Annotated in this window: 20 protein-coding genes; 10 read left to right on the top strand and 10 right to left on the bottom strand. The window is 42.0% G+C overall.

The genetic code is table 11. The annotated features are described in order from the left end of the window. Nucleotides 1-196 precede the first annotated feature (196 nt). Nucleotides 197-1474, bottom strand: coding sequence for a serpin family protein (locus F6K57_RS12040; protein ID WP_293067789.1), 1278 nt, complete (start codon nucleotides 1472-1474; stop codon nucleotides 197-199). Nucleotides 1475-2552: 1078 nt separating this feature from the next. Beyond that, the gene (locus F6K57_RS12035) at nucleotides 2553-3152 is read right to left on the bottom strand and encodes a rhomboid family intramembrane serine protease (protein WP_293021159.1); all 600 of its coding nucleotides are present in this window, start codon (nucleotides 3150-3152) and stop codon (nucleotides 2553-2555) included. On the opposite strand from F6K57_RS12035, the gene F6K57_RS12030 reads away from it, so the two are divergent. Next, nucleotides 3123-3314: a hypothetical protein gene (locus F6K57_RS12030; protein ID WP_293021157.1), complete on the top strand. Its 192-nt coding sequence runs from the start codon at nucleotides 3123-3125 to the stop codon at nucleotides 3312-3314. The genes F6K57_RS12035 and F6K57_RS12030 overlap by 30 nt on opposite strands. Before the next feature lie 95 nt (nucleotides 3315-3409). Continuing rightward, nucleotides 3410-4027, top strand: coding sequence for a class I SAM-dependent methyltransferase (locus F6K57_RS12025; protein ID WP_293067784.1), 618 nt, complete (start codon nucleotides 3410-3412; stop codon nucleotides 4025-4027). Nucleotides 4028-4279: 252 nt separating this feature from the next. Here F6K57_RS12025 and F6K57_RS12020 read toward each other — a convergent pair whose 3' ends face one another. Beyond that, nucleotides 4280-5143 (bottom strand): SWIM zinc finger family protein, encoded by an 864-nt coding sequence (locus F6K57_RS12020; protein ID WP_293067781.1) that lies wholly within the window; start codon nucleotides 5141-5143, stop codon nucleotides 4280-4282. A 187-nt stretch (nucleotides 5144-5330) separates the two neighbouring features. Between F6K57_RS12020 and F6K57_RS12015 the strand changes: the two genes are divergently transcribed. After that, nucleotides 5331-5834, top strand: coding sequence for a type II toxin-antitoxin system Phd/YefM family antitoxin (locus tag F6K57_RS12015; RefSeq protein WP_293067778.1), 504 nt, complete (start codon nucleotides 5331-5333; stop codon nucleotides 5832-5834). A gap of 52 nt (nucleotides 5835-5886) precedes the next feature. Here the strand turns inward: F6K57_RS12015 and F6K57_RS12010 are convergent, their stop codons facing one another. From F6K57_RS12010 to F6K57_RS11995, 4 genes are all read right to left on the bottom strand, one after another. After that, nucleotides 5887-6258: a DUF5615 family PIN-like protein gene (locus tag F6K57_RS12010; protein WP_075902114.1), complete on the bottom strand. Its 372-nt coding sequence runs from the start codon at nucleotides 6256-6258 to the stop codon at nucleotides 5887-5889. Next, nucleotides 6233-6586 (bottom strand): DUF433 domain-containing protein, encoded by a 354-nt coding sequence (locus F6K57_RS12005; protein WP_293044716.1) that lies wholly within the window; start codon nucleotides 6584-6586, stop codon nucleotides 6233-6235. The genes F6K57_RS12010 and F6K57_RS12005 overlap by 26 nt, the downstream gene beginning before the upstream one ends. 365 nt (nucleotides 6587-6951) lie before the next feature. Next, nucleotides 6952-7149: a hypothetical protein gene (locus F6K57_RS12000; protein ID WP_070394349.1), complete on the bottom strand. Its 198-nt coding sequence runs from the start codon at nucleotides 7147-7149 to the stop codon at nucleotides 6952-6954. Between the two features lie 355 nt (nucleotides 7150-7504). Then, nucleotides 7505-7711, bottom strand: a complete 207-nt coding sequence (locus F6K57_RS11995; RefSeq protein ID WP_293047973.1) for a hypothetical protein — start codon at nucleotides 7709-7711, stop codon at nucleotides 7505-7507. A 528-nt stretch (nucleotides 7712-8239) separates the two neighbouring features. Here F6K57_RS11995 and F6K57_RS11990 point away from each other — a divergent pair. Together F6K57_RS11990 and F6K57_RS11985 are read left to right on the top strand one after the other, a co-directional pair. Continuing rightward, entirely contained in the window at nucleotides 8240-8449 is a 210-nt protein-coding gene (locus tag F6K57_RS11990) for a hypothetical protein (protein ID WP_293021146.1), read from the top strand. Between the two features lie 54 nt (nucleotides 8450-8503). After that, nucleotides 8504-10039 carry a P-loop NTPase fold protein gene (locus tag F6K57_RS11985; RefSeq protein WP_293067773.1) on the top strand — a complete coding sequence of 512 codons (1536 nt, stop codon included), beginning with the start codon at nucleotides 8504-8506 and terminating at the stop codon, nucleotides 10037-10039. Nucleotides 10040-10078: 39 nt separating this feature from the next. On the opposite strand, the gene F6K57_RS11980 is transcribed toward F6K57_RS11985, so the two are convergent. After that, a complete protein-coding gene (locus F6K57_RS11980; protein ID WP_293067770.1) occupies nucleotides 10079-10243 on the bottom strand; it encodes a hypothetical protein in 165 nt (54 codons plus the stop codon). Between the two features lie 37 nt (nucleotides 10244-10280). On the opposite strand from F6K57_RS11980, the gene F6K57_RS11975 reads away from it, so the two are divergent. The 3 genes from F6K57_RS11975 to F6K57_RS11965 all read left to right on the top strand — a co-directional run bounded on the left by F6K57_RS11975 (nucleotide 10281) and on the right by F6K57_RS11965 (nucleotide 13449). Continuing rightward, nucleotides 10281-12338, top strand: coding sequence for a tetratricopeptide repeat protein (locus tag F6K57_RS11975; RefSeq protein ID WP_293067768.1), 2058 nt, complete (start codon nucleotides 10281-10283; stop codon nucleotides 12336-12338). Nucleotides 12339-12654: 316 nt separating this feature from the next. Continuing rightward, nucleotides 12655-12975, top strand: a complete 321-nt coding sequence (locus F6K57_RS11970) for a HigA family addiction module antitoxin (protein WP_293067765.1) — start codon at nucleotides 12655-12657, stop codon at nucleotides 12973-12975. Between the two features lie 252 nt (nucleotides 12976-13227). After that, the gene (locus F6K57_RS11965) at nucleotides 13228-13449 is read left to right on the top strand and encodes a hypothetical protein (protein ID WP_293067762.1); all 222 of its coding nucleotides are present in this window, start codon (nucleotides 13228-13230) and stop codon (nucleotides 13447-13449) included. On the opposite strand, the gene F6K57_RS11960 is transcribed toward F6K57_RS11965, so the two are convergent. Further along, entirely contained in the window at nucleotides 13342-16611 is a 3270-nt protein-coding gene (locus F6K57_RS11960; protein WP_293067759.1) for a DEAD/DEAH box helicase, read from the bottom strand. The two genes, F6K57_RS11965 and F6K57_RS11960, sit on opposite strands and share 108 nt — an antisense overlap. Nucleotides 16612-16695: 84 nt before the next feature. After that, complete coding sequence (locus tag F6K57_RS11955; protein ID WP_293067756.1) at nucleotides 16696-16827, bottom strand: hypothetical protein; 132 nt, start codon at nucleotides 16825-16827, stop codon at nucleotides 16696-16698. 402 nt (nucleotides 16828-17229) lie between these two features. Here F6K57_RS11955 and F6K57_RS11950 point away from each other — a divergent pair, with 402 nt between their 5' ends. Both F6K57_RS11950 and F6K57_RS11945 read left to right on the top strand, forming a co-directional pair. Then, on the top strand, nucleotides 17230-17523 hold the full coding sequence (locus tag F6K57_RS11950; protein WP_293067753.1) for a hypothetical protein: 294 nt from the start codon (nucleotides 17230-17232) through the stop codon (nucleotides 17521-17523). Further along, the gene (locus F6K57_RS11945; protein ID WP_293067750.1) at nucleotides 17492-19642 is read left to right on the top strand and encodes a polyribonucleotide nucleotidyltransferase; all 2151 of its coding nucleotides are present in this window, start codon (nucleotides 17492-17494) and stop codon (nucleotides 19640-19642) included. The genes F6K57_RS11950 and F6K57_RS11945 overlap by 32 nt, the downstream gene beginning before the upstream one ends. Nucleotides 19643-19822: the final 180 nt, after the last annotated feature.

The raw sequence follows: 19822 nt of genomic DNA, 5'->3' as shown, positions 1-19822 counted from the left end.
ATATGCGCTACCTCACAGGCTAGAAGCCTGTGCCACGCAAGCTACTTGAGGTGCAGTCAGCGGTCAGCGGTCAGCGGTCAGCTTATTTTATTCAAAAGCACCGATGACGCTACGCTGTTCGCTGATAGCTGCATGCTTACCCTTTAACTTTCAACCTTTAACTTTCAACCTTCACACTAATTCAATAGCTAATAGCTTACGGTTCCACAATCGAACCCATGAACAAAATTGCTCCAGTTTTATTGTCCCGAACAGTACAGAAAAAAGGACGGTTAACCACTAGATTGAATGGTTGATCTATACTAATGGAAGTAGTAACAATACCGATAGAAGTAGCAGCCGCTGCTTCTGTGCCTTCTTCATTAACTTCTACAAAGGTTTTGTGCTTGACTTGACTAATCGCTGCTGATTCAGAGGTCAGATTAGAAAAATCCGCCTTATCGGTAAACGCTACATCCATCCCCAAAGCTTTTAGGGAATCGTTGAGTTTAATATCGTATTCAAATTTAAAGCGGGGTAGCCGAATTGACCCATCCCGAGACCTAAACTCTTTCATCCATTGTAGCCAGTTTTCCGCTGTGAGTTGTTGTTGAAATTCTGCCAAGCTGCTCCCTTCACGGGGTAAGAAAACATACAAACTCAGCCGTTCTTTACCGTAGGGAATACTTACAGCTTGAAAGGCATCATTTTCATAGTACTTATACTTCCCATACTGATACATCATTGGGTGTTGCTTTTGGTTTGAATCAGAGATATAAAAAGCTTGATCAGACGTTTGACTTTTATCGAATTCTCTGGTCCAGCTGCCTTTGAAATAGATGGCATTGATTAAGAAGAGTAAATCATCCGCTTGAGTGCGTTCGACAATCGTTTTAATTTTGCCGTTTGTGTTATTTTTGACCCAACGGTTAATTTTTTTGGCAGCCTTGGCACTACTAAAATCAAGTTCTGTGACCTCTGCTTCGTAGAATTTCTGGTTGTTTTTAATAAATTTGGGGTTGATGTCAATGCCTTGGTTAGCCCACAGGGAGTTGGCAATGGACAGCTGAACATCAGGGTCAGCATTTTCCAAGCTAGCCTTTAAGGCGTTATTTCCCTGGTTGAGTTGATCTAGACTTAATCCCTCTAATTCTAGGACTTTTGCCATCGCCTCTTGAGTCTCGCCGCTGGCACCGTTGTAAGCCATGTCTAGGGCAATGGCGATGCTGGTGGGAGAGACAAAAATATTCTTGTTAGTGTCCTGCTTGAGAATTTCTGAGAATAGCTTGAAGCCAAATTTAGTATTAGCGTCTACAAGATTGGTATCTACGTCTAGAGTTGGTTGCTGGTCAGCTGAAATTGATTCTTTCCTTGGTTCGGAGTTAGGCATAGGGTCAAGGGCATTGGTTTTTTCCGACACACACCCCAATATACCTGTAAGCAGGATGCTGACTGCCATAACAGTGGCTATACGACTAAGCATTTGATGGTTCATTTGATCGTCTCCGTTGCTAATACCCTGTTCTAATATGACCATTACAGGATAATTCGGTTCCTTTAGTTACGGTTTTTGCTACCGGGAATGGGTAATCGGTAATGGGGAATGACGATCTATAGCAGAAGTCAGAAGTCAGAAGTCAGAAGTCAGAAGTCAGAAGTCAAACTCTTGCGCTTACTTAGGTTTGAGACTTTTGTAATGTCCGCGCCTGCCCTGGCGACTGCTATAATCCTGGTGTTCACCAGTCTAAATAACCTAATTTACACATAACCAACGTTATCCAAGAGTCATGATTTCATAAATTGTGAAGGTTTTAAGCGCTACACTTCTGGACTTTTCGGTATTTTTTTTGTCCCTTACATATCTGTAGTCTTTTAAGTTGGCTTTTCTGTTATCCATAGCCAGAAAGCGCTGCACAAAAGGCTAGTTGTATCATAGGTAATTATAGTCAAGTTTAGGCAAATATTACCATAAATTACTGATCGTCCAGATTTTTTGCCCTTGACAGCCACAATTTTTATGCTATTATATTAAAATTTGATTAAAAACTATACTCCAGATTCTGCTGAGCAACAACCTAAATCAAATACAAAACCATACATTCAGCAAACCAGATCACAAACATCGCATATCTACAATGAAGTTGACGAATAACACACCCTGCCTCCACTAGTATCAGGCTAGTGGAGTTTTTTGCGCTTAGATCACTTGATGCTCAGATTGACTAGATCGACCAAAACAAGCAAGTTTATAAAAATTTATATGAAATCACACCAAAAATTGACATTAGGCCAACACCAAATCATACATGATTAGCCAATAATAATAATTGAGAACACAAAGAGAAAAGCACACCCCGTTAGTCTGGCCGCTAGCGGGGATTTTTTTTACCGGACCTACGGCCAGGAGCCAGACCATTTGACCAGTAAGGCTCAAAACTGGGTAAATTGATGATGGGCAGAATTTAAAAATTCTCTCTTCAAACACCGCCGGGCAGACGGTGTAAACTTTCCGAGGGTAAGTTCGTTGGAACCCCTATGAAGAAAGAATCCCCGTCCTTCAAGGACGGGGAGTGTCAAAGAAACATATTCCGAAACGTGTCCAGATAGCTGGCTGCAAGCATACCTGCCAGGAAGCCAAATAAATGTCCTTGCCAGGAGATCCCTGTTTCACCAGGAAATAAACCTCTGAGTGTAAAACCATAGAGACCACCGATAGCGCTAGAACCTATGACTAACAGGGGCTTACCTTCTAAATACCCCTGTGCGATCAGAAAAGCTACATACCCAAAAACTACACCGCTTGCGCCATAAGAGACAGTGTTAGGTGAACCAACTAGCCATTCAGCCAAACCACCAATCAAGACTATCGCCAAGGTCACGACCCAGAAATCATCGGTTCCTCGTAACAATACCCAACAGCCAAGGATCGCAAACGGAATAGTGTTTCCGATTAAGTGTTTCCAGTCTTTGTGCAAGAAGGGTGAAAACAAAATACCAACTAGCCCGAGCCAGGTGCGGGGTTGGATACCAAATTTTTCGTTGAGTGCTCCCCCGCATAAGACTAAATTGACAAAACTTATCATCCAGGCGTAAAGAACCAAATCACCCACTGCCTGGAAGTTGTCACCCCAAGCATTTCGGAATTGATTAATCCAATCAAATATAGTTGTCATACTTCACCCGGTAGCCTGCACGCTCATATTTATGTTTACTACTATAATTTATATAGGGTTTCTCATAGTAATAAGGTACACATAATTTTTTCATTATTCCCTATTCCCTATTCCCTACTCCCTACTCCCTACTCCCTACTCCCTACTCCCTACTCCCATTAACCCAGGATTTTGTCCCTCACCTAATTAAGAATTGCTCTCTATATATATAATTGATCATGAGTGCCAATTCAAGGTTATCCCAAGGTAATTGGAGCATGAGTTTATATTCAGAGTTAATTTTTCCCCGATTTCTGGACTGGGTTATGTCTGACCCGGTCTTAACCAAGTATCGTCAAGAGGTTTTATCTCAGGTGTCTGGGCAAGTATTTGAAATTGGCTTTGGCACAGGATTAAATTTAAGTTATTACCCCAAGCACCTGCAAAAACTTACAACTATTGATGTTAATCCTGGGATGGATTCCGTAGCAAAAAAACGTATTGATGAATCGGAAATTAATGTTGATTTTCGGGTACTGAATGGGGAAAATTTACCGATGGCTGACCATAGCTTTGATAGTGTAGTTAGCACCTGGACATTGTGCAGTATTACTAAGGTTAATCAGGCTATACAGGAAATTTATCGGGTGCTAAAACCAGGGGGAAAGTTCTTTTTTATTGAGCATGGCATGAGTGATGAGTCTAAGGTTCAGGTTTGGCAAAATCGCTTGACTCCTGTACAAAAGATTATTGCGGATGGCTGTCATCTAAATCGTAATATCAAGCAGCTGGTTGAAAACCATTTCCAGATTCTGACATTAGAAGAGTTTTATGAACCAAAATTTCCTAAGATTATGGGCTATATGTATAAGGGGGTGGCTCAGAAGTCTTGTTAGCATTAAGCGGTCAGCGGTCAGTGGTCAGTGGTCAGTGGTCAGTGGTCAGTGGTCAGTGGTCAGCCGAATGCTTCAAATAAACTTCATTTGGGATAATTTAATAGTTCGAGATTTTACAGAATTAAAAGTCTGGGGAAAAGCGCATCATAAGCATATGCTGAACGCTGATAGCTGATAGCTGATAGCTGATAGCTGATAGCTGATAGCTTAAATAGGCACATTAGTTCCAACAGGAACTAAATTATTACCCTATTAACTATCTCGATTTAATGCTGAAATTACCGCCTGCTGGCTGACTATCTGATAAATTCCTTTGAGATACTGCATCACACGAGGGTCAGCTGCTCCTAGAGGAATTGTTCCTAAGACATCGAGGACGGTTCCACTATCTGTTGGTGGTGCAATTACCACGAGGGAAGAATCGAGGGGCTGATCGTATTGCCAAAATTGCTGAATATTGACTGAGGTTTCAGGATCGCCGATGGCTGATTCCCCTTCTTCTGTGTTTTGATCAGGGTTTTGATCAGCAGACGTGAGATTTGGGATTGAGGATGGCTGCTCTGTGGCGGAAGTTTCCTCTGTTTGACCACTCCGTAATTTACGCAAGGCATCAAGGATTTGTTCTTTGGTGCTTCCCCGCAACTGGAACAAAACAAAGGGGTCTTCGCTGAAGCGATCGCCTAATTCATAGTATACTGCTGCGATATGCTTACAAGGATTTTTGGGATCGGGGCAATTGCACTGGGAACGAACGTCGGAGAGGGTGAAGGGAAATAAACTTAAACCATTGGCAGTAAAGACTTCTTCGATATTATGGGGCATTTCTCCTGCTAATAACTGAGCTGAGTAAATTGCTTTACTTGCTAGGGTTTGCACCACATAATTCCAGTCTTCCTCGGTAAAGGGTTCGATGGAAATGGTTAATTCATAGGGCTCCGGAGCAGTTCCTTGAACTTTGGCGACTACTTGTGGTCCTAGAAAGTCAATACTGAGAATATTGCCTTCTTTGGCATAGATACGTCCCCGTTCCAAACGCTTTTTGAAGCGATAGGAATTGAGTAAGTCATTCCAACGTTCTACCCACCATTCTTGGGTTTCGATTTCGTAGTTTGTCATTTATATAGCAAAGAAAACAGGGAGTAGGGAGTAGGGAGTAGGGAGTAGGGAGTAGGCAACAAATGCTTATATTAGCACTATAGCTGTTTCTAGTCTAATCAGGTAAGCACTATTTTTTCGCTCTTCCCTGTTCCGAAGTCCCTGCTCCGAACGCGCCCCGCGTTCGGAGCAGGGAGCAGACCGATTTTTGGCAACTTTACACAAGTTAATACAGCGATGCAGCTTCGGAACAGGGGGTTTCCCCCACTCGCGCTTTGCATCAAGAAGTGAGGTTTATTTTTGTCCAGGTACATATTTATGGTTTTTTAGGGAACAGGGAACAGGGAATAGGGAACAGGGAAGAGGTAAAAAATCCTGTGTAGCTGATAGCTATGAAAAACCATGTAAATGTGATATAATTTTAGTGTTACCTAACTCCGTTACTAGTTTCATAATGAAAACAATTTCAAAAAGTATACTGAAAAGCAAACTGCTGGAGTTATTGCAGCTTGTAGAGTCAGAAGGGGAAGAAATTGTAGTCACTGATCGGGGCAAACCAGTGGTGATAATTTCTAAATACGGTAATTTATCCTCAACAGAACAGTTATTTGGAAAAATGCGCGGTAAAGTCAAGTATTTTGAGGATTTAACAACTCCTACAATAGAAGAATGGGGAGAAGTGTTAAAATTGTTCTCGATACTTGCGCTTTGATTTGGTGGAGTCTATATCCAGATAAGCTTTCTCAATCGGCGAAAGACCTTTGCTAAACGCTATAACTGTGTGGAAGATAAATAATTTGGTCTTGATATTCGTTTTCAAAAGATGCCTCAGCTAGAAAAACCAGCTCATCAATATTTTCTCCCATACTTAACTTGGTGTTGAGAATAAAGATTCCTGGTATGTGATTCCCTTCTGCAATATAATCAGCTAAATGGGTAGGCATAGATTTACGATTATTTGTTACCAGCACAAAACCATACTCGTCACACCATTTCAGAATTTGGGGGTCTAACGTTCCTCTTGCAGGAGTATTCGGTTCACCAACAATCCACATCACCAAATCAGGAGAATTCCGGGTCAATTGGATTTTGTAAGCAGGATTGACATTTTCATCCAATAGATAGTTGAGAGTCATCAGCTTTTTTGATTACTTTTCGTTCTGCTCTCAACTTCCGCAATCGCAGGGCAGAGGTCGAGGGGTTTATTTGCTGTGCTTTCAGTTGCTGGTGACTCCACTCTAACCAGTCAGCAACATATTGGCTGACCATTTCTTTATTGTGTAGATAATAAAGAATAGTAGCATAAACCTGTTCTAGATTTAGGGATGGATAGGTTTCGGCAATTTCTTCAGGAGTGCGGGCACGATGGATATAATCATAGAGAATAGTTTCTATTCCTATTCTTGTGCCTTTTATACGAATATCGTCCACACTGAGGAAGTCAAAATAGTCTTCTAGTTGCATTTTTTTATAGCAAAGGGAACAGGGAGTAGGGAGTAGGGAGTAGGGAGCAGGCAAGAGGTAAAAAATCCTGTATACCTGATAGCTATGAAACACCATTTATTAATTTTATCATACTTTGATGATGTTGGAGTACAGGCTTACTGAACCACCAGTATTGGATTCCCGATTCCCAATTCTCTATTCTAAATTCTCTATTCTAAATTCTCTATTCTAAATTCTCTATATATTCCAAAACAAAAAAAAATAGCCGCAGAAATACTATCCACGGCTATTTCAATCACCTATGTCAGAAGTTTCCAAACCAATCCGGATGTGATCCGATGGGATTGGCCAAGGGGGGGAAACCCCCCCAGAAATTTAAGGTGTTATGGCAACAACAAGTACTTGGTCATGATAGTAATGAATTCCCCTGGAACCTCAGTGGGCTGCAGAGGACTCCACTCGGAAATTTCCGCATAGCGCAGACCATAAAGGGCGTACATCGTGTTGAGTACTGCTTTACGAGAACCCTTCAAGATGTGCTTAACGGGTTGTTTGTTGGAGTTTGGAGTAAATTCTGACATAGGTCAAAGATTCAATTTGTTGACAAGTATTATTGTAATGATTATACAAATATTTGTCAAGGGTTTTTAAAGGTTTTTTTTTGAGTATTTTAAAGTTAATAAAAAAAGCAATACTATAACGTTATCGTTAGCTTTTAAATAAACAAATGCCCTAAAATAGACTTACATTGCTATCAATATTTATCCATACTTAAATCCATCAATACCTACAAATTGTCTTTGTAAATAAATGTAAAAAACTAAATTAATACTTGCATTTTTTACAGGATTTATCTATACTATAGATATTGAGACTGAGACTAATAACCGCGCTGGTTCAAACCATTAACCGACGCCAGCGCGGTTTTCCTCCCACCTAAATAGGAGTTACTTCCATGATGGCAAAAATATCACAATTATCAATACAGCGGTTTGCAATTGCTGTTAGGTACAACGTCTGGGCTTTTAGGGAGCAGGGAGTAAGCAATAGGCAATAGGCAATAGGCAATAGGCAATAGGCAATAGGCAATAGGCTTAACAATAGACCAGACCAGGTAATCACTTTTAACACACCAGTACCCATTTATTCCTAACGAGTACTATTTTCTCACACACCAATACTATTTTCTTGTAAACGAGTACTGCTGTGTAACAAATGGGTACCCGTTTCTTCCTAACGAGTACTAGTTTCTCATTAACTAGTACTTGTTGCTAATAAACTAGCCAGTCAGCAAAGCTTGTAGGGTGGGCAAAAACCCTTTGGTTCTTTGAACAATTCTAGATACTATCATTTTGCCCACCCTACGCAACTAATAAACTAGCCAGTCAGCAAAGCTTGTAGGGTGGGCAAAAAGCCGTTGATTCTTTGTAAGTAGGGTGGGCAAAAACCCTTTGGTTCTTTGAACAATTCTAGATACTATCATTTTGCCCACCCTACGCAACTTCTTTTAGGGTGGGCAAAAAGCCGTTGATTATTTGTAAGTAGGGTGGGCAAAAAGCCTTTGGTTCTTTGAACAATTCTAGATACTATCATTTTGCCCACCCTACGCAACTTCTTTTAGGGTGGGCAAAAAGCCGTTGATTATTTGTAAGTAGGGTGGGCAAAAACTCTTTGGTTCTTTTAAAAATTCTAGATAATATCATTTTGCCCACCCTACGAACTGTTCCCTGTTCCCGTCTTGATGCAGTCGCTCATGGGGGAAACCCCCAAGACCGCTTAGGTGCGCTTTCCGTTGGCGAATTAAATTCGCCACGGGTCGCACCTCTGCATCGCTATTCCCTGTTTCCTAAAATCCCTAAATTGTATACCTCACCTAATTAAAAACCGCAATATATTATTTTATAATAGGATCATTACCAGGCAGCCATAGGGCAATTGCCATTTAATTGTTTCCATCTTCCCTACTCCCTACTCCCTACTCCCTACTCCCTACTCCCTACTCCCTACTCCCTGCTCCCTACTCCCTACTCCCTACTCCCTGCTCCCTGCTCCCTGCTCCCTAAAAAAATTATCAGCCCTTTATACACATCACCCCCCATGAGCTTAATCAAAAAAATCTACAATAAATTTCAACCATTTTATCCCTTACCAGCCAACGATCCAGCTTATGTAAACTGTAGTGAAGTCAGGGGAGATGACAATATTTTTCGGGAAATTGGTAAAACTATCCTCTTTTCAGACCAAGCGACTTGTCAACTTTATACTGGACATCGGGGTGTGGGGAAATCAACGGAGTTATTGCGTCTGGAAGATTATTTGCAGAAGAATGGCTGCTTTGTGGTTTATTTTCCAGCAACGGAAGGAGATATTGATGAAATCGATGCTCAATATACAGATATCCTGTTAGCTTGTACTCGTAATATTTTAGATAAACTTAAAGAGTATGCTGCTCCAAATCCGTTATTAAATTGGTTAGAGTCTCGGTGGACTGAATTAAAGGATTTGGCGTTATCCGAGGTGGAATTTGACAAATTAACGGTTGAAGCTCAAATTCAGATTTTTAGTAAATTGACCACAACCTTAAGACGAAATCCTAGTAGCCGTGAAACCATTAGAAAACAGGTTGATAATTATAGTGTATCGTTGATTACAGCGTTAAATGAATTTATTAAAGATGCTCAACATAGATTACCTGAGGAAAAATCCAACATAGTTGTGATCGCGGATAACTTAGATAGAATCATCCCCCTGGAAAAAGGCAATGACAGAACAAGTCACGAGGAAATATTTCTTGATTATAGCAGTCAGTTAACAGCGTTGAATTGTCACGTAGTTTATACAGTACCAATTTCCTTAGCCTATTCCAGTCAAGCTACTGAATTAAGAAATATTTATGATACTCCTCAAGTGTTACCAATGATTATGGTAAAAAACCGTCAGAATGAATCCTATTCACAAGGATTAGATAAATTAAAAGAAGTTATTGAAAAAAGGATTCACTTAGTTGACTCTACGATTGATATTGATACACAAATCTTTGATAGTCAAGATACTCGCATTGAGCTTTGTGCTATGACTGGTGGTCATGTGCGAGAGTTGATGCTATTAATGCAGTCAGTAATGCGTTATATTGATGATTTTCCGATTACTACAAAAATAGTGAGACGGGCGGTTAGTGATGCCAGAGATAGCACCTATCGTAATGCGGTTAGTTCTGAAGAATGGCAAAAATTAGCTGAAGTTTCTGTTTCTAAGTCTATCCCTAATGATGAAGACTATCGTAGTTTGCTATTCCGTCGTTGTGTGTTGGAATATCGAGAGTTTGATGCAGACGGTAATCCTGTGCGTTGGTATGATGTTCACCCTTTAATTGAAGGGACATCTGAATTTAAATCTGCTCTTCGTGATTTAACTAATAGTGAGCATTCAGCAGTCAGCGGTCAGCAGTCAGCTTTCCATAACTCCGATTAAACGAATGCTTACTTGTTTTATTCATAATAAGCACATAAATTAGCGTTGCCATAGCCAACCGATAGCTGTTCGCGTAGCGTGTGCGTAGCACATAAACTGATAACTGTTCGCGTAGCGTGTGCGTAGCACATAAACTGATAACTGATAGCTGATAGCTGATAGCTGATAGCTGATAGCTGATAGCTGATAGCTGATAGCTGACAACTGATAGCTGATAGCTGATAGCTAATAAATGAGTACAATGTCGAGATCAAAGTCACAAAAATTTAAATCAGATGAACAAGAATCCTATCTGAGGTTAAAACGCGATTTATCTTGGCGTGAAGGCTTTGGAATTTTATTTGTGCGGTGTACTCCTGTACAAGAAAAAAGAATTATTGAAGAAATTAAACAAGATATTATTGATAAAACAGTTGAGGTTTTAAAGCTAGACCATTCTATTTATAATTTATATGATTTGATTGAGGAAAAGGTTAACGACAATCCCATTGATATTTTATTTGTTAGTGGCCTTGAAAAGTCTTTAGCCTTAGACGATTATATTAAACGTACCCTTGAAAACCCTAAAAAAGCGTATCAAAGAGAGGCTTTAGCCAGCTTATTAGGTCATCTAAATTGGCAACGGGAAAGATTTAGAGATGATTTTAATTGCTGCTTAGTGTTTACCGTCAGAAAATATACCTTAAAGTATTTAGTCCGTCGTGCTCCTGATTTTTTTGATTGGCGTTCTGGAGTAATCGAGTTTCCTGTAGATAAAGATATTGATTTGCTTCAATATTATACTCCCTTTCAAGCTAATATTGAGCAGCAAAAACCACAGGAGGTATCTCAAGATATAGTTCATAGTACTGACGAGTATTATGATTTGTTGAAAAAGCTACTCTTACTAGAGTATGAAAATGATGGTGATTTACAAGCTATTCATGATGTTGTTGAATCTAATTATGATAAATTAAATAACTCTTTTGCAAAAATTTTAGAACAGTGGCTCCTTAAGACTTGTGCGGAACTAAATCCTGAAGAAAAAGAAGCAATTGCCGGAATCGTAGAAAGCCTTTGTATTGATATTGTTCAATATAATTTAGGAAAAAGTGCCAATAATTTAGAAATAGCTATTACTGGATTAGAAACTGTTTTACAATTACGTCCCCGGGAAACTCTATCCCAAGAATGGGCGCAAACTATATATTATATTGGTGCTGTTTATAGTAATCGTATTGTTGGGGACAAAGCTGAAAATTTAGAAAAAGCGATCGCTTGTTATCAACAGGCTCTTACGGTCAGAAAGTTTGACGCTTTTCCCGAAGATTGGGCAATCACACAAAATAATCTCGGTTTTGCTTACTATTACAGAATCAAAGGTGAGAAATCACAGAATATAGAAGAAGCGATCGCTTGTTACCAACAGGCTCTTACCGTTTATACCTTTGAGGCATTTCCTGAAGATTGGGCAAGGACAGAATATAATCTGGGTATTGCTTACTCTGACCGAATCAAAGGTCCCAAAGCACAGAATATAGAAGAAGCGATCACTTGTTACCAACAGGCTCTTACCGTCATAACCTTTGAGGCATTTCCCGAAGATTGGGCAAGAACCCAAAATAATATCGCTATTGCTTACCTTTTGCGAATCAAAGGTGAGAAAGCACAGAATATAGAAGAAGCTATCACTTGTTATCAAGAAGCTCTTACCGTTTATACCTTTGAGGCTTTTACCGAAGATTGGGCAATGATGCAAACTACTCTCGGTAATGCTTACTATTACCGAATCAAAGGTGAGAAAGCACAGAATATAGAAGAAGCGATCGCTTGTTACCAACAGGCTCTTACCGTTTATACCTTTAACGCATTTCCCGAAAAATGGGCAATGACACAAAATAATCTCGGTAATGCTTACTATTACCGAATCAAAGGTGAGAAAGCACAGAATATAGAAAAAGCGATCGCTTGTTACCAAGAAGCTCTTACCGTTTATACCTTTAACGCATTTCCCGAATATTGGGCAGATACACAAAATAATCTCAGTATTGCTTACCGTAACCGAATCAAAGGTCAGAAATCACAGAATATAGAAAAAGCGATCGCTTATTACCAAGAAGCTCTTACCGTTTATACCTTTAACGCATTTCCCGAATATTGGACAGATACACAAAATAATCTCAGTATTGCTTACCGTAACCGAATCAAAGGTCAGAAAGCACAGAATATAGAAAAAGTTATCACTTGTTACCAAGAAGCTCTTACCGTTTATACCTTTAAGGCTTTTATACCAAATCCGTTTGTCAAAACCCCTTTATAAAAATAGACCAAATCTTTGTATGCCAGTAATCTATGACTATGGGGATAAGGGGGGTATGGGAACAGGATTTGGTATTAATTGCTTACTATCACCGAATCAAAGGTCAGAAATTACAGAATAGTAAACTTGTATTTTTTTATGTACAAGAAGCTCTTACCGTTTATACTTTTTACGAATTCAATTAAGATTACTTCAGGGTAAAACAATTAAAAAATAAATTAAAACTTAGATATATAATATCAATATTGTTATCAAAACGATTATTTTAAGAATTATAGATAATAGTAATTTACCCACTCTAGGCAACTAAACACTAATGACTACCAAATTTCCCCCTATTACTCCCGGTGACATTCTTCTAGAAGAATTTATCAAACCATTCGGCATCAGCCAGAATCAACTGGCTAAGGATATCCATGTACCCATAACACAGATCAATGCCATCGTAAACGGCAAAAAAACCATTACTACCGATACAGCCCTGAGGCTAGCCAGATACTTCGGTACTACTCCCCACTTTTGGTTGAACCTCCAACAACATTATGAGCTTGAACTAGCCGAAGCAACCCTGGGTGATCAGATTTTGAAAACGATCAAGCCCCTTGCTTCTATTGCGGCAAATGACCATGAAGGGTAAGCAAATTATAGGGCTGCGCCAAGGGAACAGGGAACAGGGAACAGGGAACAGGGAGTAGGGAGTAGAAAGGGAGTATGTCAGTTTTCTTCATTCCTGATTCTGATTCCCTGTTGGTTCCCCTTAATAAGGATTCAGATCCCCCTAAATCCCCCTTAATAAGGATTCAGATCCCCCTAAATCCCCCTTAATAAGGGGGACTTTTGAAGACTTATACTGATACTTTGACCAGTACAAAAAAACTTTGTAACGGCAGTGATAACAATCAATTTAAGCACTAAAATAGTCAAATATTATCACTGTTCCCTGTTCCCTGTTCCCTGTTCCCTATTCCCTACTCCCTACTCCCTACTCCCTACTCCCTACTTCCTAATCATCAATAACCGCACTCCGGTCAAGCAAAACCAAATCCCGCAATTGTTCCGTATTCATTTCCGTCAACCAATCTTCTCCAGCATCAACAGTTTGTTCCGCTAACTGTTTCTTACTTTCAATAATGTCATTAATCTTTTCTTCTACAGTGCCAGTACAGATAAACTTATGGACTTGAACATTGCGTTTTTGACCAATCCGAAAGACGCGGTCAGTGGCTTGATTTTCCACGGCTGGATTCCACCAGCGGTCCACATGAAACACATGATTAGCTCTCGTTAAATTCAATCCAGTGCCACCCGCTTTCAGAGACAGAATAAATATGGATGGACCATCGGGGTCATTCTGGAAGCGATCAATCATTTCCTCCCGTTGTTTCTTACGAGTTGCGCCATAGAGGAATAACACTTCCTTGCCAAATTTTTCCTCTAAATAGGGTTTCAGCAATTTCCCCCATTCCGAAAATTGGGTAAAAATTAAGCCACGGTCTCCCTCAGAAATCGCCTCTTCTAACATTTCTTCCAACCGTCGTAACTTACCCGACTGCTGGCTAGACATCAACGAATTATCTCCCGTTTTCCCTTTCGTCTTTTTCCCTTTACTCTCCAACAGAGCAGGATGATTACACAGTTGCTTGAGTCTCAACAACAAGGTCAAAATCATGCCCTTGCGCTTAATCCCCTCAGCCTCTTCAATTTGTGCTAAAGAATCATCCACCAACTGTTGATAAACCGTAGCTTGGGCTGCGGAAAGACCACAAAAAACATTCATTTCCTGCTTTTCGGGCAAATCTTGAATAATAGACTTATCGGTTTTGAGGCGACGGAGGATAAAGGGTTGCACTAGCGATCGCATGGTCTGCAAGGAATCCCGGTCGCCAAACTTCTCAATGGGTACAGCAAATCGACGTTGGAAAAATTGGCGATCGCCTAAATACCCAGGATTGAGAAAATCGATAATTGACCACAATTCCGACAACCGATTTTCCACGGGAGTACCGGTTAAGGCAATCCGAAAGCTAGTGGAAAGTTGCTTCACCGCTTGGGATTGCTTAGCGCTAGGATTCTTAATATTCTGAGCTTCATCCAGCACCACCCCCTGCCATTCCACCCCATCCAGGGTAGTGGCATCCCGATGTACTAAGGAATAACTAGTAATGATCACCTGCTTAGTCTTAACTGCCTTAGCAAAGGTTTTCCCTTTCGAGCGTTTATCCCCGTGATGGACAATAGTTTTCAGGGATGGCGCAAATTTCTTTACTTCCCGTTCCCAGTTTCCTAGCACAGAGGTCGGACATACCACTAAGCAGGGTCCATTGAGGGTACCTTCTTCCTGAAGATGCAACAGAAACGCAATCAGTTGTGCCGTCTTACCAAGGCCCATATCATCCGCCAGACAAGCACCCAAACCCCAACGTTCCAGAAACGCCAGCCAGCCCATACCTCTAGCTTGATAGGGTCGCAATTGCCCCTGAAAACTAGCAGGTTGAGGAATCGGCTCCAGGGATTGATTCCCCTGTAAGTTAGTAATTAACTCTTGCAACGCTCCCGATGCTTCAAACTTTACTACCGGTAGTTTTGCCAAGGTATTATTATCACCAGTAGTGATCCGCAAAGCATCCTCTACCGACAGAGTCATGTTATCTGTCGAACCCTTAAACATCTCTTGAGCTGCACGGACATCAGACGGTTGTAACGCCATCCATTCCCCATCCACCTCCACTAGCGGTGATTTCAGTGCCATCAAGCGATTAAACTCCCGCTTCGAGATGGTTTTATCTCCAATCGCCAGTTGCCACTTAAACTTCAGTAAGCTTTGGAGTCCTAACCGTTGATTCTTCTTTTGTGGTGGCACTTCCGCCACAAGACTAATCCCCAAGCGTTTGGCTCCCGTGCCTGGTTTCAATCCTGGGGGTAGCACAATACCCAAGCCATTGTTTTGCAACCGCCATGCACTAGCCCTAATGAACTCATACACATCTACTATGGTTAGCTCACAAAACTCAGGACGGGGTTGGTGTAGGCTAGGTTCAATGGGAGGATAGAGTCGAGTCGCTAATCCTAACCCTTTCAGGAACGTTTCCTGAGGTTGTTCAATGCTTCGCTGGTTAATCTCCAATCGCTCTCCGGAGTAATTCCAGATCGTCTCAGCATCCACCACCAGGTCTGGGTCATCAACCGCTTGTAAGCCATAGGCCAAGCTCCAATTCTCTTGATCAGAGGTAGGAGGTTTCAGGATAAAACAAGTACGAAACAGATTTTGCCTCAACCTCTTGGACGTCGGTGTCACTAAATTCTGTTGCACCGGAGTGTTCCAAGTAGACAGTGCTGCCGCTAATCGACCTAGGGTTGTTGACTCTAGGGCTAGGGTTTCTGAATTATCTGAATTAGAAGACAAATTAGAAGAAAGCGATCGCAACCATTCCACCATCGGAGAATCTACTACTGGCACCGACTCACCCTTGACAAAATTCCGCACCTGTGTATTAACCACACTACTCAAGAATCCCAGTAGCAATTCCTGAGCCTTAACCAAATCGGTTGCAGGTTGAAGGGTCAACTGTGGAGAACTAACCTCTTGTGAATAAGCACAGCAAGCCGAGGGCATGAGCTTGATATAGGTTTCTAGACGGACTTGATCGGTAGTACTATCAAGCAGAGGTTGCCAGCAAGCCCTTACCTTACCATCAGGCAATCGGTACACTCCTGGTAAAAACTTACCCCGACTCAGCAGATCCAAGCTCCAGCGCATCACCTGAGACCAAAAACGCAACTCCCCTCCCAGGTAGCCGTCTGAGACTTCAAAGGAGCCCAGGGGTAAAGCTTGGAGAAATCTTACCGCTGCCATCGGTTCCAGACTTACCCCTTGCACTTGCCATGGTTGCAATTCCCACTGGGCAGCCTCTGCACTATCGTCTGCACTATCTAAAAACACTTTGCTAGACAGCACTGGATAACCTGGCTCACCTTTGGATGATGCTTCAGTAGGTAACAGAACAATTTGAGACTGCCAGGGATGGTGATCCTGTTTAGCGCCACGCTTACGACTACCTGAACGAGCCTGCTCAGACACCTCTAAAAATTGACCGATGGACAGACGATGAGACTCTAAAAAAGACGTCAATTCTTCCTCAGTCATGGCAAACGGGTGACATGACATCTCATTGGCAGTAGTTAATATCTGCGCCTTCGTGCGCCAGGTTTCTCCCCAAATAAATAGATGACCATTAGTTTCCCTAGATATCCAACTGCCATGTAACGTTGCCATAATAATTTTTGTGTCTTTTTCTGTTATCTAGTCCAGGTTTTGTCGATCAAATTTGCTGAATTTATCCCTTAGGATTAACAGCTATCATATCTGATTAATAGATTTTATAACAAAGGGAGTAGGGAGTAGGGAGTAGGGAGTAGGGAGCAGGGAGTAGGGAGTAGGGAGTAGGGAGTAGGGAGTAGGGAGTAGGGAGTAGGGAACAGAAATTCTCACAATTCATTTAGGCTATCTATAGGTAATTGAGGTTATTATAATGAAGTAAGCCAAATTATTAGTTTAGCTTATTAGGCAAAATTAGCTCTAGATAATTCACCGATCAATTAAGATTTCTTCGCTTATCAAAAAAAACTGGATATATCCGATTTTTAGTTACTATTTTTTAGGACATTAAACGATAAATAATTTGGAGATATAACTAAAAAAAAGGGTTATTTATGAATTAAACTCTATGGCTATTAGTGATAGTCTTCAGTAATATTTAAAGTCTCAAAAAAACCTTGAGGTAAATCCACAATAAAACTGGCCACTTTCAAAAAGAAAGCAACCGTAGGCGTAAAGGAGTTGATCCATTAGCCAAACACCATCAAAAAGTATAGCGTTTCCTAGTCTAATCAGGTGCATCATATAAATTTTTTCATTGCTCCCTGTTCCCGACTCCCGACTCCCGACTCCCGACTCCCGACTCCCGACTCCCGACTCCCGACTCCCGACTCCCGACTCCCGACTCCCGACTCCCGACTCCCTACTCCCTACTCCCCACTCCCTACTCCCCACTCCCTACTCCCTACTCCCTACTTAACACCCCCCCCGAGTGATAAATGCTACGATTGCGACAGAACGAGAACAGTGATCAAACAAAGAAGGAAAAAGTACCGAAATGGTAGAGATAGACAAGTCAATATCCTTTGATGGACGGGATATTAGACTCAAAGTAGGTCTACTTGCCCCTCAGTCTGGTGGTTCAGTAATGATACAGTCGGGGGATACAGCAGTTTTAGTGACAGCAACTCGTGCCCCTGGTCGAGAAGGGGTCGATTTTCTGCCCTTGGTAGTTGACTACGAAGAAAGACTCTACGCAGCAGGTCGGATTCCAGGTGGTTTCCTCAGGCGGGAAGGCCGTCCTCCAGAAAAAGTTATCCTAACTAGCCGTCTCATTGACCGTCCCTTGCGTCCGTTATTTCCCAGTTGGCTACGAGATGATATACAGATTGTAGCAACTACCCTGTCTATGGATGAACAAGTACCGCCAGATGTTTTGGCAGTTACTGGTGCGTCGATTGCTGTGTTGCAGGGCAGCATTCCCTTCTATGGACCAATGGCAGCTGTACGGGTAGGGTTACTCGGGGATGATTTTATGATTAATCCCACCTACAAAGAAATCGAAAACGGCGACTTGGACTTAGTCGTAGCTGGTTCCCCACAAGGGGTAATTATGGTAGAAGCCGGTGCCAATCAATTACCGGAACAAGATATAATCGAAGCCATCGACTTCGGCTACGAAGCGGTACAAGACTTGATCAAAGCCCAGCAAGACCTGCTTGAGGAGTTGGGAATTGACATAGTGATTGGCGAACCCCCAGCCGTAGACTCGAATCTAGAAGAATTTATCCGCGATCGCGCCACTGACAAAATTAAAGCTGTCCTCTCCCAATTTGACCTGGACAAAAACGGTCGGGATGTTGCCTTAGATGAGGTTAAGGACAGTGCTGTCAAAGCAGAAATTGCCCAACTCACAGAAGATGACCCAATCCGTGTAGCGGTTACGGAAAATAGCGCATTAGTCGATAAGCTGTTCAAAAGCCTCACCAAAAAACTGATGCGTACTCAGATTGTGGAAGAGGGAGTGCGCGTAGATGGTCGCAAGCTAGACCAAGTGCGTCCTGTCTCTTGTCAAATCAGTCTATTACCTCAGCGAGTTCATGGTAGCGCTTTGTTCAACCGAGGACTAACCCAAGTCCTATCCACAGTTACCTTGGGAACACCTGGAGATGCCCAAACTCTAGATGACCTTAACCCAGAAGATGAGAAGCGCTATCTGCACCACTACAATTTCCCACCCTTTTCTGTAGGGGAAGTCAAGCCATTGCGATCGCCCGGACGGCGTGAAATTGGTCACGGAGCCTTAGCTGAACGAGCATTAGTGCCAGTGTTGCCCCCTCAACACGAGTTTCCCTATGTGATCCGAGTGGTATCGGAAGTGCTCTCCTCCAATGGTTCCACCTCCATGGGCTCAGTTTGTGGTTCAACTCTGGCCTTGATGGATTCAGGTGTACCCATTACCAAACCCGTTAGTGGTGCAGCCATGGGTTTGATCAAAGAAGGAGAGGAAGTCCGCATTCTCACCGATATTCAAGGTATTGAAGACTTTTTGGGTGACATGGACTTCAAAGTCGCTGGTACCGATACTGGCATCACGGCTTTGCAAATGGACATGAAAATAACTGGTCTGTCCATGGATACGGTAGCCCAGGCCATTGAGCAAGCCAAACCTGCCAGACTGCATATCCTAGAAAAGATGCTGGCGGTGATTGACACACCCTCCACAGACATGTCACCCTTTGCTCCTCGCCTCTTAACCATGAGGATTGATCCAGAGTTCATTGGTACCGTGATTGGTCCAGGGGGTAAGACAATTAAAGGAATTACCGAGCAAACTGGGGCAAAAATCGATATTGAAGATGACGGTACAGTTACCGTATCTGCTATGGATGGGGACAGAGCCACAAAAGCGATCAATATCATCCAAGGCTTAACCCGCAAGCTGCATGAAGGGGATGTCTATGTTGGTCGTGTCACCCGGATTATTCCCATTGGTGCCTTTGTGGAAATACTTCCTGGCAAAGAAGGTATGATTCACATTTCCCAACTAGCTGACTATCGAGTTGGCAAAGTGGAAGATGAGTTAGCGGTAGGAGATGAGGTAGTTGTCAAAATACGGGAAATTGACAACAAGGGTCGTCTTAATTTAACCCGTTTGAACATTCATCCCGACGAAGCTGCGGCAGCACGGGAAGCAGCAGCGTTATAACCTAGCTAGGCTAGCTAGATGATGGTGAAGCGTCAGGAGCAGGGAAGCTTCTCAAGACTGTAGAGAACAGATGTAAGAAGCGTCTGGGGAGTTGGGGGAATAAATTGACCTTACTCTTATGATGCTTCCCTGAACTTACCCTAGGAGTATCGTCTGATCAGCTCAGTGAACAGCAAAAGT

Source organism: Moorena sp. SIO4A5 (assembly GCF_010672005.1).
GTDB lineage: Bacteria > Cyanobacteriota > Cyanobacteriia > Cyanobacteriales > Coleofasciculaceae > Moorena.
Note: the sequence above shows the minus strand (reverse complement) of the source record. Positions and strands in the feature narration are given on the sequence as shown.

Coding starts and splice junctions, on each gene's coding strand:
- F6K57_RS12005 (WP_293044716.1), bottom strand. CDS start 6,586: ATGCAACTAGAAGACTATTTTGACTTCCTCAGTGTGGACGATATTCGT.
- F6K57_RS12000 (WP_070394349.1), bottom strand. CDS start 7,149: ATGTCAGAATTTACTCCAAACTCCAACAAACAACCCGTTAAGCACATC.
- F6K57_RS11995 (WP_293047973.1), bottom strand. CDS start 7,711: ATGGGTACTGGTGTGTTAAAAGTGATTACCTGGTCTGGTCTATTGTTA.
- F6K57_RS11975 (WP_293067768.1), top strand. CDS start 10,281: ATGTCGAGATCAAAGTCACAAAAATTTAAATCAGATGAACAAGAATCC.
- F6K57_RS12020 (WP_293067781.1), bottom strand. CDS start 5,143: ATGACAAACTACGAAATCGAAACCCAAGAATGGTGGGTAGAACGTTGG.
- F6K57_RS12035 (WP_293021159.1), bottom strand. CDS start 3,152: ATGACAACTATATTTGATTGGATTAATCAATTCCGAAATGCTTGGGGT.
- F6K57_RS11970 (WP_293067765.1), top strand. CDS start 12,655: ATGACTACCAAATTTCCCCCTATTACTCCCGGTGACATTCTTCTAGAA.
- F6K57_RS12025 (WP_293067784.1), top strand. CDS start 3,410: ATGAGTTTATATTCAGAGTTAATTTTTCCCCGATTTCTGGACTGGGTT.
- F6K57_RS12010 (WP_075902114.1), bottom strand. CDS start 6,258: ATGACTCTCAACTATCTATTGGATGAAAATGTCAATCCTGCTTACAAA.
- F6K57_RS11945 (WP_293067750.1), top strand. CDS start 17,492: ATGGTAGAGATAGACAAGTCAATATCCTTTGATGGACGGGATATTAGA.
- F6K57_RS12040 (WP_293067789.1), bottom strand. CDS start 1,474: ATGAACCATCAAATGCTTAGTCGTATAGCCACTGTTATGGCAGTCAGC.
- F6K57_RS11960 (WP_293067759.1), bottom strand. CDS start 16,611: ATGGCAACGTTACATGGCAGTTGGATATCTAGGGAAACTAATGGTCAT.